We start from the raw sequence: 15,979 nt of genomic DNA on the forward strand, positions 1-15,979 counted from the left end.
CTACATAGCAAACTACTTAGCCAAATACGCCTCTAGTTGTTCCCTCGTTGGATATCCATCATAATCCCCTCTGACCATTACAGCCATGGAACCAATAGCATTTCCCCGCGTAACGGCTTCGCCCAAAGATAGACCTTCACGCATGGCCGATAATAAGCCAACAGCAAAACCATCGCCAGCACCAACCGTATCAACAACTGTCTCCACTTTAAAACCGTTTTTGTAACCTTCTATTATAGAGCCATCCCTTTCACGAATGGAATAATAAGCACCATCGGCACCATTTTTCATGATAACAAATTGATTGCCTTTCTCATGAAAAAACTTTGAAACCTGTTCCCAGTTAGTTGTTCCTACCAATAATTCAGCTTCATGTAATCCTGGTAATATTAAATCCGACATTTCAGCAATTTCCAGCAGCGTTTCCTTTGCTTCTTGAGCCGTCCAGAGTTTTAGGCGGATATTAGGATCAAAGGAAATCATAAGTCCATGTTTTTTTGCCATCTTGATGGCGGTGAATAGAGCGTCTTTACTACTAGGGCTAAGGGCTGGAAAGATGCCTGTTATATGAAGTATTTTTCCATTCTCAAAATAACTCTCTTGCAGCATCTCTGGTGTGAAATTAGCTGCAGCTGAATCTTTCCGATAATAATACACTTGGGGATCTCCCCCATCATTTCGTTCTTTCACAAGCATACCTGTAGAATGCACCAATGATACAGTTATAGCAGATGTATCAACACCTTCACCAGAAATGGTATTACGTATATACGTGCCAAAAGGATCATTACCAATTGCACTTATCCATCCAGTCTGATGCCCTAATCTAGCTAAACCAATTGCAACATTAGATTCCGCCCCAGCGAGATGGCGGGAAAAATCTGAAACTAATTCCAGTGCTTTTCCTTGGTTTGCAATCAACATAACCATACTTTCTCCGATTGTCATCACTTCCGGCATGATTTTTTAAACACCTCCATAAACTAACTTTATTAACTTAATTAATTAAGTTAATTTAATAATATCACATTCTAACTATTTATCAAGCTCTTGCTTATGATTTATTGTTAAGCAAGTCTATTTTTTTAATTCTTCTATCATTTTGCGTTATTTTTTATTAAGCCTATTGACTTTGAGTATACTCCAGATTGTAATATAAAATAAAAACACTTTTAACTCGTATTAGAGAGAGGAAAGCCTCCAAATATGTTAATAGAACTCTTCACAATCGTAAGGGAGGAACTAGTGAGAAGAATATTATTTATAGGTAGTTTTTTGATCTGTTCATTAAGTTTTGCAATGCACGGTTGGGCAGAATGTCTTATTTCCGAAACTAGCGAGACATTGTCTGCGTGGACTGGATGCATGACGACGCCAGTCTCAACCGTTGATTTCCAGCAAAGGCAGGCCTCCATAAGTTCTCTAATGCAGAAATGATACAAATTGATCCGCAACAAGACGTTATTCAGAAACCTATTCCTACTTCCATTTTTAATCAAAGTCCTGGTGCCACGCTCTTATATCCGGTTTATGCCTGGATTCCAATCAGCGGAGCAGAAACGTATGAGGTGGAAATACTGGATGATTTGCCGGAGAATCCCAACGGAACTCTTCCATCCATCCACAGAATCGACTCAGCTTTTGCTATAGGGTTTGACTACTATGATAAAAATCCTAGAATAGCTGAGAAACCTTTTTACTGGAGGGTACGAGGTCTTGACCAGAATGGAGCCCCAGTTGGCGTATACTCGGATGCTGGACAATTTAGTGTTAATCCCACTATGCATGCTGCTGTGGCGACTTTTGGCGATAGCATTACTCATGGCGGCGGCAGCGTTTCCTATTCACCGGCAGATTGGGAGTACAGTTATCAATATTATCTTAATTTCCCAAGCATAAACCTTGGGAAAAGCGGCGATACCAGTGAAACAATGGTTGAGAGATTTGAACGGGATGTTTTACCTTTTCACCCTCAGTATCTCATCATTTTAGCTGGTACAAACAGTCTGCGTGGAGGGGCAACAGCAGAAAATATTATTGCAGATTTGAAGATGCTAAAAGAAAAATGCCTTATCAACAATATCCGTCCTGTATTGTTGACACTGCCGCCAATTAATCCGGAAAATATCAAAAAAGTATTTGATGAGCCTACAGCTCCGGATTGGCAGGAACAAATGCAGTTAGTTAACGATTTTGTTCGGACTCAGGTACACATCGATGTAGCACATGAAATGAAATATAGCAATGGAATCCTTCCTTCGAAATTGGCAACTGACGGGCTGCATTTGGATATTGAAGGGAAAAAGAAAATTGCCGCTGCCGTAAATGCCAACTGGGATCGTATTATAGAATTGGCCTGGCAAAGCAGTCTCGAATGATTCACCACGCTTTCAAATAAAGGCCATGCAATGAGAAATATAATATATTTTTATATCTTGTCAATTTGATTCTCTCTGTTTGATTCCATTTTAGTAATAACTGCTATTCTCCAGACCTTCGTAGTTCTTTTTCCTTTTCAACTACTTTCTGTTCATAGCTTGCAATTTTATAATCCAGACGTTCCAGCGTATTTTTCATATCTTCCATTCTCGCGACGAGCTGATTACGCTGCTCAATAAAGAGTTCTTTTCTTGCCTCGACTGTTTCGTCCCCTTGTTGAAACAGCCCAACATACTCAATTAATACTTCAATGGGAAGACCTGCACCTCGCATACATTTGATAAACTCGACCCACTTACAATCTTCCTCCGTATAATCTCTGATTCTGCTTTTATTGCGATTCACACGAGGAATGAGTCCGATGCGTTCGTAATAGCGAAGTGTGTCCTGGGGCATATCATATTTTTGACTTACTTCTGTAATCGTCATGCTGTTTCACCTCTATTCTTACTATTATAATACTTGGATTCACAAAGTCATCTTGTCACAAAGAAAATCACATTGCTCTTTCAAGAATCTTTTGGCTTACATCCAATGTAATATCCCCTGTTTCTGAAAGTGCCGTCATCCCATGATCCTTCAGCTGTTCAACAATAACCGGTATTTTATCCGCTCCAACACCATATTGGGAAAGGTGCGTTTTTATACCAAGGCCTTCAAAGAATTCTCTAGTTTTCAGAATGGCCAAATCGATCTTTTCCTCTTCGCTGCCGCTCTCTATGTGCCATACACGCGTAGCATACTGCAGAAGTTTAGCGCGTTTTTGCTCGCGTCTTACCTCAAGTAATGCTGGCAATACAATCGCTAACGTCTGTCCGTGATCTATGCCAAATAATGCAGTAAGCTCATGTCCGATCATATGAGTCGTCCAGTCCTGCGGAACCCCGGCACCAATTAACCCATTCAATGCAAGAGTAGCACTCCAAACATGATTTGCACGTGCATCATAATTTTCCGGTTCAGCAATGGTAGTGTCCCCTATTTCAATCAATGTGAGTAAAATCCCTTCAGCGATTCGGTCCTGTACCTTGGCATCCACAGGATAGGTGAGATATTGCTCCGTAGTATGCACAAATGCATCAACCACTCCATTGGCAACCTGAATCTTGGGAAGTGTAAAAGTTAAAGTCGGATCTACTATTGAAAATTTAGGAAACGTTAACACACTCATTACGGGGTATTTTCCATGCCCATAGCTGATTACAGCACCATTATTCATTTCAGAGCCAGTAGCAGGCAAAGTAAGCACGGTACCGAATGAAACTGCCTTCCCTGCTACATCCAAAGGAATCAGCGATAAACCATATTGGAGCAGATCATGGGAATCCCCATCATAATAAGCCGCAAGGGTTATGAATTTAGTTCCATCGATAACAGAACCACCGCCGACAGCAAGGATAAAATCAATTTTCTCATTGCGTACAATTTCTACGGCTTTTACCAATGTTTCGTAACGCGGATTTGGCTCTATACCACCGAATTCAAAAAACGTTCTGTTCCCAAGCATCGTTTTAACCTTGTCGATAAGACCGCTCTTTTTAGCACTTCCACCTCCATAGGTAATTAAGACAGTCGCTTCAGTCGGAACATACGTACCAATACTCTCAAGCCTATCCTTGCCAAATATAATATGTGTCGGATTATAAAAATCAAAGTTTAACATGATTCAGCCTCCTAACGATTCTTATATTATCAGTATAAATCTTGGAGTTCACTTCAAGTCAAGTTTTCTTATCACATTCATCTGGTGGCATGCATCACTCTTTACTTGCTAAATAGTGCAGCCGCCTGTTTCATTTTATGAATAATCTCTACACCAAATGGACAATTTTTCATACATAACCCACATTCGATGCACTCACTTGCATGATGCTCCAATAAGTCATAATGATTCTTTAGTGTTTCTGGAACCTCTTCTTGGATGAATGCTAAATCTAAATATTTATTTACGGATGCAATATCTATCTTTTTCGAGCATGGGGCACAGTGTCCACAATACATACAATGTCCGCTAAAAGAACTCCTTGGAGCATTTGCAAGAACTTCACTATAATCTTTCTCTTTAGCACATGCAGTAACATAGGCGGTTGCTGCATGTATTTGATCAGTAGTCGATACTCCAACCATTACAGAAGCAACTGCGGGCCTGGTTAAACAGTAATGTAAACACTGTACTGGGGTCAATGCTTTTTCAAAGGGCGATTGTTTGTCACTTAACAGCACTCCGGCAGCATATCCTTTCATAACGGTTAAAGCCACACCCGCATTTTGACAGGTTTGGTATAACTTATCGCGCTTTGGGTCAATACCTTCATAGGTCCTGTTTTTAAAAGTACTTTCTTCAAATAGTTTATATACATCCTCAGTGGCTGGCAGCATATCATACGCAGCATTAATGCTAAATAAAATTACATCAATGATTCCTGTTGCCATTGCGCGAAAAGCAATATCTGTATTATGCGTTGATATTCCTAAAGACTTAACGACCCCTCTTGCTTTTAATTCTTTGGCATATCTAATGATTTCTCCATTAAATATGCTGTCAAAATCGTTTTGGTCATCCACATAATGAATCATCCCTACATCAACATAGTCTAACTGCATTCTAGTTAAAAAGTCTTCATATGCGCTGACGACTTCATGAATATCTCTGGTACGTCGATATTGTCCATTATCCCAGGTAGAACCTAGATGCCCTTGAATCACAATACTGCTTCGAGGATATTTGCTTAGCACTTTGCCAACATTACTTCTCACTTTCGGATTTGAATTGTATAGGTCAATGAAATTAATACCGTCCTTGACTGCGCAATCAATCATTGCTTCACAGTCTTCATAACCTTTATTTTCAAATCCTTCACCGCCAATCCCTATGGCACTTACCTTAATCCCTGTTCTTCCGAGCTGTCGATATTCCAAGTAACCACCCCCATAATGATCTCAAAAAGGAAGTTAGGATGCTTCAAACGTATCCGCTACATCCTTTAACGCTTTGGTAATCTCAATATGCTGAGGACAATGTTTTTCACACTGCTTACATCCGATACAGTCTGATGCTTTACCATGTTTTTTTGCGTAGTTATTATAATAGACCTGTTGTATCGAAAACGCTGTTTTTAACGATTGCTTCTCCGTATTGTATAATGCAAAATACTTGGGGATGGCTATATGTTTCGGACAGTCGTCTACACAATACTGGCAGGCTGTACAAGGAACCGCAATAGCTTCATTAATAGTCGTTACAGCTTGTTTTACAATATCATATTCTTCCTGCACCAATGGCTTAAACTCCTGCATATATCCTGTATTATCCAGCAGCTGTTCCTTGTCAGACATCCCACTTAACACCATCATAACTCCCTGAAGGCTTGCTGCATAACGAACAGCCCATGATGGTATGGACAAATCAGGATGATACCCTCTAAATAATTTTTCTGCTTTTTCAGGTACATTCGCAAGGTTACCACCCTTGACAGGTTCCATAACAATAATCGGTTTATTGTGTTTTCTTGCGACTTCATAGCATTTTCGTGACTGAATACTTTCGTTATCCCAATCCAGATAATTAATCTGCAGCTGAACAAAATCGACTTCCGGATGCGCTGTCAGGATTTCGTCTAATAATTCTGCATGATCATGAAAAGAAAATCCCATCTGTCTAATTTTTCCTGTCTTTTTCTTTTCTTCAATAAATGCAAAGCTATCGAATCGTTGAGCCGTCTCATAATTCGTTACACCCAGGTTATGAAGGAGATAATAATCAAAGTACTCTACACCGCATTTTTCTAACTGTTCGTTAAAAATTCTTTCCTGATCTTCCTTGGTTTTCAAAAACATAGTTGGCAATTTTGTAGCTACGGTGAAGCTGTCTCTGTGATGCCGCTTTACTACAGCCTCTCGAATTGCGATCTCACTATTGCCAGCATGATACATATAAGCGGTGTCAAAATAAGTAAAGCCTCTTTCCAGAAAAGTATCCACCATTTGATTTAACGTATCCATATCAATACTGGTCGGATCTTCCTGATTTTCTACTGGTAATCGCATAAAGCCAAATCCTAATTTTTTCTGTTCCATTCTTATTTCCTCCTGTTCTTTTTTACAAGCGCAGCAAACCAGTTACCTCGTTCAGGCACCTGGCTCACTACCGAAAAGCTTTTTACTTTTTTACAAATTTGTCTTCACGGGCACTGTAGCGCGGTCCAATATTGGGATACTTCTTTACTATGCTTTCGATCTCCGTCAGCTCCTTAGCAGTCAGAGTTACATCTGCCGCACCTTTATTTTCTTCCAAATATGTTCTGCGTTTTGTCCCAGGAATCGGAATGATGTTATCACTTTGCGCCATTACCCATGCTATTGCAAGCTGCGCAGGTGTACAATTTTTACTTGCGGCAAATTCGGCAAATTCAGCCGCTAATTTTTGATTATTATCTAAATGTTCGCCATTATAACGCGGCAGATTTTTGCGGAAATCGTTGGATGCAAGAGTACTTATATTGAGATTGTTTGTAATTAATCCACGGCTTAGCGGTGCAAACGGAACAAATGTTATACCTAACTCTTTTGTTAATGGAAGAACCTCTTTTTCCACTTCACGGGTGAGTAATGAGTATTCACTCTGTACTGCCGTTATGGGGTGGACAGCATACGCCTTTTTCAGATCCTCTGGTGTACACTCACTTAAACCTAAGTAACGCACTTTGCCTTCCTTTACCAGTTCAGACATGGCACCTACTGTTTCTTCTACAGGAACAGCAGGGTCAACACGATGTGCATAATACAGGTCAATGGTCTCAATTTTCAAACGTCTGAGACTACCCTCAACGGCCTGTTTCATCCACTTTGGTGAAGCGTCAAGATACGTATCACCGCCAACAAATGCGTCTCCTTTTGCATCTCTTACACGAAAAGCAAATTTTGTTGCAATAAAAATCTGATTGCGGTTCGGAACCAGCACCTTAGAAATCAATTCCTCATTTGCGCCATTTCCATAAATATCAGCCGTATCCCAAAAGTTGATTCCAAGTTCTAATGCATATTGCAACGTGGCAATACTTTCTTTATCATCTTTCTGACCGTAAGCAGTGCTCATTCCCATGCAGCCTAATCCAACTGCTGATACATCCATGCCTGTCTTTCCTAACTTTTTGTATTTCAACGTTATACCTCCCTTAGCTTACTTGTTTTTACTTTTCTATCATTTTTTTATTATCTTAACTTTACCACTTAGAGTTTACTCTAAGTCAATAGTTTTTTTATTATTAATTAAATCGCATGAAACGTAGTCCATTTTCCACTTATATATCGGTATACAAAAATGATGGTCTTAACAATCCAATCAATAAACATAGCAACCCATGTACCGAACATTCCCATACCAAAATAAATACTTAACAAATAAGCGAGTGCAATACGACAGAAAAACATCGATAAAACGCCAATAATCATGGGAAACCTGGCATCTCCTGATGCGCGAAAAGCCTCTTCTTCGTCAATAACAGACTATATCTTTTATCAACAATGGGCAAAACCCCTACACCAAAACAAATGGTGGAGATTAACAACTATTGGCATGAACAGAATGGGAAGAGATGGTTGTTCATGACAGATAAGTACATCCTCATAAACCTGAGAAGAATAGATATCATCCGCCACCCTAATTTGCAGATTTCTAATATTCCCTTTATACATGAAGAGTATTTTGTGAAAAGGAAAATGAAATTTAAATCACCGGTTGCCGCCAGAAATGCTGAAGAAATGCTTGAGCTATATGAGCGGGAAACTCTCATGTACGGTTCTAAGACCAAGGGAAAGGAGCAACCCCTTTTCTTTAGTCGATTTTACTAGTGCTAACTTTCAGGGCTTACCACGTTCACATAGAGCGATATCAAGTATCAATAGGAATGCTTTTATAAAACAATAAAAAGAGAGCTTATTCAGGACGCTCATTTCGAGACACCTAAACAAGCTCAGCAAGAAATCTTTAAACATATTGAATTATCTTGCAACACCAAAAGAATGTATTCCTCTTCTGAGTATCTTTCCCCTGCCCAATTTGAGGGGTTGAATTCATAAAAGTTGCTTAATTTTGTGTTTAGTTTATCTTAATAATTCCACCTTTTCCTCTTATCTTAGTGTGAAGTTTATCATACTATTTCCAGATTTTAGGCAGGGATAGTGTACGAATTTTGGGGTCCACTCCAAACCGTCCCCCAAAATAAATTATCCAAAAAAAGAGCCAGAAACTCTTTAAATTTAAAGTTTCTTGGCTCTTTTCATCATTTTTCGTGCCAGGTTCACTATAAAGAAACAAATTCTATAGAAGTCTCTCCTTTAATATTTTTATGGGCATATTCCCCAACAAGCATATTAGCTACTAAAAATGGTAATGTCCGTAAAATCAGCTCCAACACAGATCAGCCATTATTCCTGTTCTAATGTTATTAACAGTCATAATTCCATTAAGGGTAGCCTATAATGCGCAAAGAGCTTTGATTAAATGACAAATTATAGGATAGAGCAAATCGTATAAACTGAGGAAAAAGCCATCATGATAAAAATAATTTTCTGAAACAGGTTCTGCGACAGGTAAGGGAAAAGTAGATTCCCTAAAATCAGTCCAACAATAGCAGCTGGTAGCATCGTAACCGTGTGACTGACAGCAGTTGATAAATCCTTCTGAGAGATAATAAAACCTATAATTGCAGTCAGATTTAGAAAAGCAAAATAGACGATGCTAGTGGCTCGCATAGATGTCTTCTCACGGTTGCTTAAGGTGAGATAAAGGATAAGGGGCGGACCTGGCAAGGCAGTAGATGTGTTGAGAATGCCAGATATTAAGCCCACAATAAAGCTTTTTCCCTGAGTTTCTTGTATTGACTTGCAGCTAATCTGCTTGACAAGTAAAAAAAATAATATAAGCAAGCTAATGAATATCTTCAGCATATTACTCGGTACAAAATGATAAATGACAAGCCCCATTGGCTGGCCAAGAAGCGATCCTAACGACAGTATCAGCACAAACTTCCAGTCAACATTTTTACGCAGAATAACACTAAATACTACACTAATTGCCAGTGATAGTATCTGAAGAATCAGTACCACTTCTTTAGGATCATAAATGATGATCAAAAGCGGAGCGGCTATAACCGCCAAACCAAATCCAGTCAGTGACTGCATAAATGATGCAACCAATATGATGACGACTGCTGAAGACCATAAATAGGTCTGAAAAAAATCATACATAACATTCAGCCTCTCATTTATCGGAATCAATGTATTTATTCACTTTAAAGCACTTTATACACAGCATTGCAGTCTTCTTTACCCATACCTGACTGCTCCGCTTGTTCATAGAACTTCTTTGCCTGTTTGGTAAATCTGGCATCATAGCCCCAGCCATCTGCCATCTTACAACCTAATCGAACATCTTTAAGCGCAAGACTTACACCAAAACGATTCGCAAAATCATTATTTAAAATCCACGGTCCTCTCACTTGTAACTGAAAGGAGTTTGCCCCTGTTTCAACCAGCAGTTCTTGAAACTGCTTGGCTTCAATGCCCGCTCGTTCTCCTAGGCGCAGACCTTCTGATAATACTGTCAGATTAGTCATGCCAATCATATTACTGATAAGTTTAAAGGCATACGCTTGTTTTACCCCACCTAAATAATGCACAGGCGCTCCTACTATATTTAAAACAGACAGCACCTTATCAAAGGTAGCCTTATCTCCTCCGGCAAAAATTGGTTGTTCGGCTTTCTCAGCTTGAGCCGGTCCTTTACCAAGGGGACAACCGATAAAGCCAATGCCCCTAACCCTTGCAAAATCCTCTATCTCCTCAGCAGTACTAGGATCAATCGTACTTACATCAATATAAACACTACCTTTTTTCATTATGGTTAATAAACCATTCTCCGACATCATAACGTCTTTAATATGAGATGGTAAAGGGAGACTGGTAAAAACTACATCACAATCAACCATATCCTCGACACTCGCGGCAGCCGATCCGGTAGTTCCCACAGCTAAAGTCTGTTGTATAGCATCATTACTTAAATCATACACTAATACATTTTTACCATCTCTAATAAGATTTCTGGCTAAAGGCCCCCCCATTAAACCTAAACCGATATAACCTATTTTCATATTTAGTCCCCCCTATATCATTGAGAAATTTTAGCTACCTAATTTCTTGGATACATTGACACACGTCTCTATCAAACGTAATGCCCATCCCTCCGCTATCTCTGATGAAAAACGGAAGGCCGGTCCCGAAATACTAATGGCAGCGATTGGCTTTTTACCTTGAAAGATTGGCGCAGCAACACAAACTATCCCCAACCTATTTTCTTCCTTATCCAAAGCATAACCCTGGTAACGGATTTGCTTAAGCTGTAATATAATTTGTTGCTTGTCGCATAAAGTAAATGGTGTCATGGCAACTATGTCTGTCTTTTGCAGATAATCTTCTATCTGACTGGCTTCACTGAAGGCCAGTATAGCTTTGCCAGCAGCAGTACAATATAATGTTATCTGCATTCCCATTTGGGATAGAAGTCCAACAGATTCAGGTGTATCAATTTTATCCACATAAACACCTTTATTACCTTCTAACCATATAAGGTGAATAGTTTCCCGGCATTCCTCTGCCAATGACAGCATTAAATCATGTGCAATATTTTTGACTTGTAACGAGTCAAGCACTACATTGCTCAATTGTAAAATTTTTAGCCCTAAACGGTAAAGTCGTGTTTCTTCATCTTTTATAACATAGTTTCTTGCCACTAAAGCATTAAGAATACGATGAATAGTGCTTTTATTTAGTCCAGTACCTCGACTAATATCAGCAATACCTTTACCTGTACTACAAGTAGATAGATATTCCATGATAGCTATTGCTTTTAAAGTTGGATCAATATTACTCTCTGTAACGCTTTCTTTGGCTTCTGATTCTTTCACTACCTTCCCCCCCAGCTACTTTAACAAATGCTTTTTATACTATTCGATTATGGAGTTTAATTTCCTGCCAAACACGTAGTATAGATCTCCGTATTCCAATTATGTGAAAAATAGGGGTAACTAATAGTTATTATAAATCACAGTTATATCTCTTCGGGTTCATCTATCAATAATACACATGCAAAAGAAAGGATCGCTGCAATACCGAAAAATACAAATGTAGCACTATACACTTGGAAGGTATCAAGCAAGAAACCAGCAACGATAGGTGAGATAAACCCCCCCAGATTGCCTACACTATTAACTAGCGCAATAGCTGTTGGATAAGTTGCTTTATTAGCAATACCCATCGGATAGGCAGTAAATCCGGGATATCCAAGTTGCAAAAAGAATCCGATTGTGAATAAGGTAATCCCTATCACAGTTATGTTTTCCGGTATATTTATTAATACGGCCATTAGAACTGCAGTCATTAATGAAGTAATAAGCATGGTTGGCTTGCGGAGTTTGACAAATACTTTATCAGAAAGCCAACCACCGACCGAGGAGCCAAGAAACCCTCCAATCCATGGCAAAGCAGACATAAATCCCATCTTTATGAATGAATAATGCTTTTCAGTAACAAGATAAGATGGTATCCATGTTATCATGCCATTATTAACCACGAGAATCAACATGTAACCAATGGCAGTGAGCCATATATCTTTTGATGTAAATACGTCTTTGCTCTTCTCGAGTTGACGAATTTTCTTTACCCTCAATATTTTACCTAGCCAACCTAGTGACCGATGCAATTTTGTTTGGTTAGAAGCAGATATGCTTTCAGTATCTTTAATGTATTCGATTTCGGCTTCATTACAATATGGGCATTCCTCAGGACGACTTCTCACCCATAAATACCAAATAATTGAAACTACGAATCCTGGTATTGCGAACCAATGAAATACTGAACGCCATCCATAGTTAACCATTATCCAAACGCATAACGGCGGTATTATAATTGGTGCAATCATAGTTGCGCCAACATAACCTATACCTATAGCAGTAGCTTTTTCTTTCGGGGGAAACCAATTGTTAATTGTAGTAGTTATTCCTATAGGAGTCGGTCCTTCTGCTAACCCAAGTCCTAACCTAAGCCATTTTATAGCAAATGCTGAGTGTGTTGTACCAATTAGATAAGTGAATATGGAAAAACCCACTACTGATATCGGTACTATAGTGCGTGTACCAAAGCGCCGATAAAGTAGACTGGAAGGAAGTTGAGTAATCACATATCCTAAAAAGAATAAACTCATTAGGAGCCCTGCTTCTAAATTACTAATTGGATATTCCTGACGCAAATATGGTAAAACTATAGCAAGATTTGAACGATCAGCATATTGAATGAGATAAGTAGTCATAATAATCAAGAGAACAACCCATCGGTATTTTGTTTTCTTTTGCTCTATTCTCTTATCTTCCGCTGCCAGGGCGTCATTGCTATTTTTCTCCTCAAGTTCGATCATTAACTACACCCTCCTATTTAAATTGTGGAGCCTGTCTCCAGGCTCCAGTTAAATTTAATGCGCTGATTTCCTGTAACTTAGACTTACAATCCTTTTTCTATTTTTCAAAGTGTAAGGAAAAAGTCTATTTTAATATTGCTCCTTCATCAGCTGAACTAACTACATTAACATATCGACGCAAATAGCCATGATCAATTTTGGGAGGAATATTTTGAAACTTTCCGCGACGATCTGTAATTGTTGCTTCATTAACCAACAATTCAAGTTTGCGACCAGGTATATCAATTAAAATCTGATCTCCATCTTCAATTAACCCAATCAGGCCACCACTTGCAGCCTCTGGTGAAACATGACCAATACATGGACCTCGAGTAGCACCAGAAAAGCGTCCATCAGTGATTAAAGCTACATCATCCAATCCCATACCAACTAAGTAGGAAGTGGCTGTAAGCATCTCACGCATGCCTGGACCACCCTTTGGACCTTCATATTTGATTACAATCACGTCACCGTGGTTAATTTCCCCCGCAGAAATTGCAGCTACAGCATCATTTTCACTATTGAAAACACGAGCTGCCCCCTGATGGCAAAGCATTTCAGGCTTAACAGCAGTTTGCTTTACAGCAGCACCATTAGGAGATAGATTACCATACAGTATAGCTAAGCTTCCTTGCTGACTGTGAGCCGTTTCAATGGAGCGGACAACATCTTTGTTTCTGTTTTTAGCGCTAACAGCAATCTCACCAATTGTTTGTCCGCAAACAGTTTGTTGCGTACCATCCAATAACGATATCAATTCCTTCATAATTGCCGGGACTCCCCCTGCATCTTCTAGATCCTTTAGTGTATATTGTTGTCCACTAGGTTTAATCTTGGCTAAATAAGGTGTTGAACTACTAATCCTTTGGAAATCTTCTGGGGTTATTTTTATATTAACCTCGTTTGCAATAGCCGGGATATGCAATAAACAATTAGTAGAGCCACCAACTGCCATTGCAACCTTCATTGCATTTTCGAATGCTGAATATGTCAAAATTGAACTGGAATTAAATCCCTTGTTAACTAATTCGACAATGCGGTAGCCACTCTCCTTAGCTATTCTACGTTTTTTCCCTTCTATTGCTAGAGCAGTTGCACAACCGGGCAAAGTAAGTCCAAGAGCCTCTGCCACTACGGACATACTATTTGCAGTTCCCATCATTGCACAGGAGCCAGGCGAAGGTGATAAGCAGCTTTCCATTTCGTCAAAGTCTTCTTCACTCATTAAACCACGTTGCACTTTTCCAGCGGCTTCTTTCAGTTCAAAAGTTGCGAATTCCTTTCCTTCATATCTGCCTGGCATCATCGGTCCACCAGTTACAATTATTGCTGGTAAATTCATTCGCGCGGCCGCCATTAACAGAGATGGTACTGTTTTGTCACAACCACCAACCAATACAACTCCATCATATCGATGTCCTTCTATCATAACTTCAATGGAATCAGCAACAACCTCTCTACTCGGCAACGCATAGCACATACCCTTGTTAGCTTGGGCAAAACCATCACATATTGCAATAGTACCAAATTCAAATGGAATACCTCCAGCAGCATATACTCCGTCACGAATACATTTTACCAATTCATTTAAATGAAAATGTCCTGGATGCATCTCATTATAGGTATTCACAATGGCGATAAAGGGCTTTTCCATTTCTTTGGGTAATACACCCATATTTTTCAGGTGAGCTCGCGGTCCTCCCTTATCCATTCCTACTACCACTTCGCTACTGCGATACTTTTTATCTTTGCTTAACAACGCAATCCCCTCCTATTATTTAAATATCAAGAGATTCAAGGTCAGATATAAGTCTATTTATTTCATTAGAGGTCAATGTCCTCAATGGTAAACGTGGTAATCCAACATTTATTCCCTTAAGCCTTAATGCAATTTTATAAGGAGCTATAGGTGGATACTTTCGCCAAATAGCCCGTAATTTTGTAACAGTATCTTGTGCTTGTAATGCCTGAGACTGATTTCCATTTTGAAGTTGCTCATAGATTTCTACTACTTTCTCTGGGAAAACGGTTGCCGTTGCGGATATAGCCCCAGCTCCCCCCATCAAAACACTAGAATATATCTGTGCATCATTTCCCATCAAAATAGTATAATCCAGAGGTAAAACCTGCTGGAAATTAATAAAATTCATAAAATCCATGCTACTTTCTTTGAGACCAATTATATTGGAGTATTTTGATGAGAGGTTTAGCATAAGTGGCACTGATACAGTATTTTTTGTATTCCCCGGTATGTTATAGATATATAAGGGGAAATCCGGAGCACTTGCAGCAATTGTACCAAAATAGTTTTCCATAGCTGCTTCATCCATACCATAGTAGTATGGAGGAATGAGCGCAGCACCTTGGGCGCCGATATCACGGGAGTGACATGTCAAATGAATTGCTTCATCCAAATGTATAGAACCAGTATGAACAATAATCGGTATTTTCCCTTTTACTTCTCGAACAATGAATTCTACAATTTGCATTCTCTCTTTTTTTGACAAAAGAAGTCCTTCTCCTGTGGAGCCGCAAGGAAAAAGACCGTGCACTCCCCCTTCAACTAAGTAATTAAGCAACTTACTTAAACCATCGAAACTTACTTCTCCTGTGACATCATCCAACGGGGTAACCATTGCTGCGATAACTCCCCGAATCTTCGAATAATTCATAATATACCTCCTCGTATAATAAGTTTTGTAAGCAACAATCCGCCGTTGTTTACAAAACTTATTTTATTTTTTCAACACGTAAAGGAACCCCTTGATGCTAAAATATTTGTAAGAGAATTTAGCAAAGGTAACGTCTTATCCTCCTTGCGAAACCTTTTGGTTATTGCTTATAAAGCTTGACGCCTGCCTTATTCATCAAATACCGCTAACACAGATGTTGCGTCTCTGGGCGAAAGGTATCCAGCAAAATGACTTTCACAGATGAATGCTTATTATGCGAGGCTGCGGTCAGTGAATAAGATCAGGGTATTCCTTTTCTATCTTTCTTATTCTCAGCCAGAAAGGTGGTGAGATTTCTATG

The 15,979-nt window shown here is 39.2% G+C and carries 15 protein-coding genes and 1 pseudogene; 3 read left to right on the plus strand and 13 right to left on the minus strand.

The features are described from left to right. Positions 1-12: 12 nt before the first annotated feature. Positions 13-960 (minus strand): sugar kinase, encoded by a 948-nt coding sequence (locus tag BMZ99_RS24295; RefSeq protein WP_090944144.1) that lies wholly within the window; start codon positions 958-960, stop codon positions 13-15. Between the two features lie 473 nt (positions 961-1,433). On the opposite strand from BMZ99_RS24295, the gene BMZ99_RS24305 reads away from it, so the two are divergent. Further along, entirely contained in the window at positions 1,434-2,378 is a 945-nt protein-coding gene (locus BMZ99_RS24305) for a GDSL-type esterase/lipase family protein (RefSeq protein WP_090944150.1), read from the plus strand. 103 nt (positions 2,379-2,481) lie between these two features. On the opposite strand, the gene BMZ99_RS24310 is transcribed toward BMZ99_RS24305, so the two are convergent. The 6 genes from BMZ99_RS24310 to BMZ99_RS24335 all read right to left on the minus strand — a co-directional run bounded on the left by BMZ99_RS24310 (position 2,482) and on the right by BMZ99_RS24335 (position 7,890). After that, a complete protein-coding gene (locus BMZ99_RS24310; RefSeq protein WP_090944153.1) occupies positions 2,482-2,868 on the minus strand; it encodes a MerR family transcriptional regulator in 387 nt (128 codons plus the stop codon). Between the two features lie 67 nt (positions 2,869-2,935). Then, positions 2,936-4,102 carry an iron-containing alcohol dehydrogenase gene (locus BMZ99_RS24315; protein WP_090944156.1) on the minus strand — a complete coding sequence of 389 codons (1,167 nt, stop codon included), beginning with the start codon at positions 4,100-4,102 and terminating at the stop codon, positions 2,936-2,938. Between the two features lie 101 nt (positions 4,103-4,203). Then, positions 4,204-5,358 (minus strand): aldo/keto reductase, encoded by a 1,155-nt coding sequence (locus tag BMZ99_RS24320; RefSeq protein WP_090944159.1) that lies wholly within the window; start codon positions 5,356-5,358, stop codon positions 4,204-4,206. A gap of 33 nt (positions 5,359-5,391) precedes the next feature. Then, the gene (locus BMZ99_RS24325) at positions 5,392-6,516 is read right to left on the minus strand and encodes an aldo/keto reductase (RefSeq protein WP_090944162.1); all 1,125 of its coding nucleotides are present in this window, start codon (positions 6,514-6,516) and stop codon (positions 5,392-5,394) included. Between the two features lie 82 nt (positions 6,517-6,598). Then, positions 6,599-7,600 carry an aldo/keto reductase gene (locus BMZ99_RS24330; protein ID WP_090944166.1) on the minus strand — a complete coding sequence of 334 codons (1,002 nt, stop codon included), beginning with the start codon at positions 7,598-7,600 and terminating at the stop codon, positions 6,599-6,601. Between the two features lie 107 nt (positions 7,601-7,707). Next, entirely contained in the window at positions 7,708-7,890 is a 183-nt protein-coding gene (locus BMZ99_RS24335; RefSeq protein ID WP_175490693.1) for a hypothetical protein, read from the minus strand. A gap of 153 nt (positions 7,891-8,043) precedes the next feature. Between BMZ99_RS24335 and BMZ99_RS24340 the strand changes: the two genes are divergently transcribed. Then, the gene (locus BMZ99_RS24340; protein WP_217645147.1) at positions 8,044-8,289 is read left to right on the plus strand and encodes a hypothetical protein; all 246 of its coding nucleotides are present in this window, start codon (positions 8,044-8,046) and stop codon (positions 8,287-8,289) included. A 54-nt stretch (positions 8,290-8,343) separates the two neighbouring features. Then, a pseudogene (locus BMZ99_RS27670) lies at positions 8,344-8,517 on the plus strand (IS3 family transposase); the annotation flags it as partial. A 432-nt stretch (positions 8,518-8,949) separates the two neighbouring features. Here the strand turns inward: BMZ99_RS27670 and BMZ99_RS24350 are convergent. The 6 genes from BMZ99_RS24350 to BMZ99_RS24375 all read right to left on the minus strand — a co-directional run bounded on the left by BMZ99_RS24350 (position 8,950) and on the right by BMZ99_RS24375 (position 15,618). After that, the gene (locus BMZ99_RS24350; RefSeq protein ID WP_090944168.1) at positions 8,950-9,687 is read right to left on the minus strand and encodes a sulfite exporter TauE/SafE family protein; all 738 of its coding nucleotides are present in this window, start codon (positions 9,685-9,687) and stop codon (positions 8,950-8,952) included. A gap of 44 nt (positions 9,688-9,731) precedes the next feature. Next, positions 9,732-10,589 (minus strand): NAD(P)-dependent oxidoreductase, encoded by an 858-nt coding sequence (locus tag BMZ99_RS24355; protein WP_090944171.1) that lies wholly within the window; start codon positions 10,587-10,589, stop codon positions 9,732-9,734. Between the two features lie 30 nt (positions 10,590-10,619). Further along, the gene (locus BMZ99_RS24360) at positions 10,620-11,402 is read right to left on the minus strand and encodes an IclR family transcriptional regulator (RefSeq protein WP_090944174.1); all 783 of its coding nucleotides are present in this window, start codon (positions 11,400-11,402) and stop codon (positions 10,620-10,622) included. Between the two features lie 143 nt (positions 11,403-11,545). After that, positions 11,546-12,907, minus strand: coding sequence for an MFS transporter (locus BMZ99_RS24365; protein ID WP_090944177.1), 1,362 nt, complete (start codon positions 12,905-12,907; stop codon positions 11,546-11,548). Between the two features lie 124 nt (positions 12,908-13,031). Continuing rightward, entirely contained in the window at positions 13,032-14,705 is a 1,674-nt protein-coding gene (gene ilvD / locus BMZ99_RS24370) for a dihydroxy-acid dehydratase (protein WP_217645148.1), read from the minus strand. Between the two features lie 19 nt (positions 14,706-14,724). Beyond that, positions 14,725-15,618, minus strand: coding sequence for a dihydrodipicolinate synthase family protein (locus BMZ99_RS24375; protein ID WP_090944180.1), 894 nt, complete (start codon positions 15,616-15,618; stop codon positions 14,725-14,727). Between the last annotated feature and the right edge of the window lie 361 nt (positions 15,619-15,979).

The organism is Pelosinus propionicus DSM 13327, from assembly GCF_900114615.1.
Taxonomy (GTDB): Bacteria; Bacillota; Negativicutes; order DSM-13327; family DSM-13327; genus Pelosinus; species Pelosinus propionicus.

Bases quoted from the DNA above. Each gene is read 5' to 3' on its own strand.
- BMZ99_RS24355 (WP_090944171.1), bottom strand. From the start codon at position 10,589: ATGAAAATAGGTTATATCGGTTTAGGTTTAATGGGGGGGCCTTTAGCC.
- BMZ99_RS24340 (WP_217645147.1), top strand. From the start codon at position 8,044: ATGACAGATAAGTACATCCTCATAAACCTGAGAAGAATAGATATCATC.
- BMZ99_RS24350 (WP_090944168.1), bottom strand. From the start codon at position 9,687: ATGTATGATTTTTTTCAGACCTATTTATGGTCTTCAGCAGTCGTCATC.
- BMZ99_RS24310 (WP_090944153.1), bottom strand. From the start codon at position 2,868: ATGACGATTACAGAAGTAAGTCAAAAATATGATATGCCCCAGGACACA.
- BMZ99_RS24375 (WP_090944180.1), bottom strand. From the start codon at position 15,618: ATGAATTATTCGAAGATTCGGGGAGTTATCGCAGCAATGGTTACCCCG.
- BMZ99_RS24335 (WP_175490693.1), bottom strand. From the start codon at position 7,890: ATGATTATTGGCGTTTTATCGATGTTTTTCTGTCGTATTGCACTCGCT.
- BMZ99_RS24365 (WP_090944177.1), bottom strand. From the start codon at position 12,907: ATGATCGAACTTGAGGAGAAAAATAGCAATGACGCCCTGGCAGCGGAA.
- BMZ99_RS24315 (WP_090944156.1), bottom strand. From the start codon at position 4,102: ATGTTAAACTTTGATTTTTATAATCCGACACATATTATATTTGGCAAG.
- BMZ99_RS24325 (WP_090944162.1), bottom strand. From the start codon at position 6,516: ATGGAACAGAAAAAATTAGGATTTGGCTTTATGCGATTACCAGTAGAA.
- BMZ99_RS24295 (WP_090944144.1), bottom strand. From the start codon at position 960: ATGCCGGAAGTGATGACAATCGGAGAAAGTATGGTTATGTTGATTGCA.
- BMZ99_RS24305 (WP_090944150.1), top strand. From the start codon at position 1,434: ATGATACAAATTGATCCGCAACAAGACGTTATTCAGAAACCTATTCCT.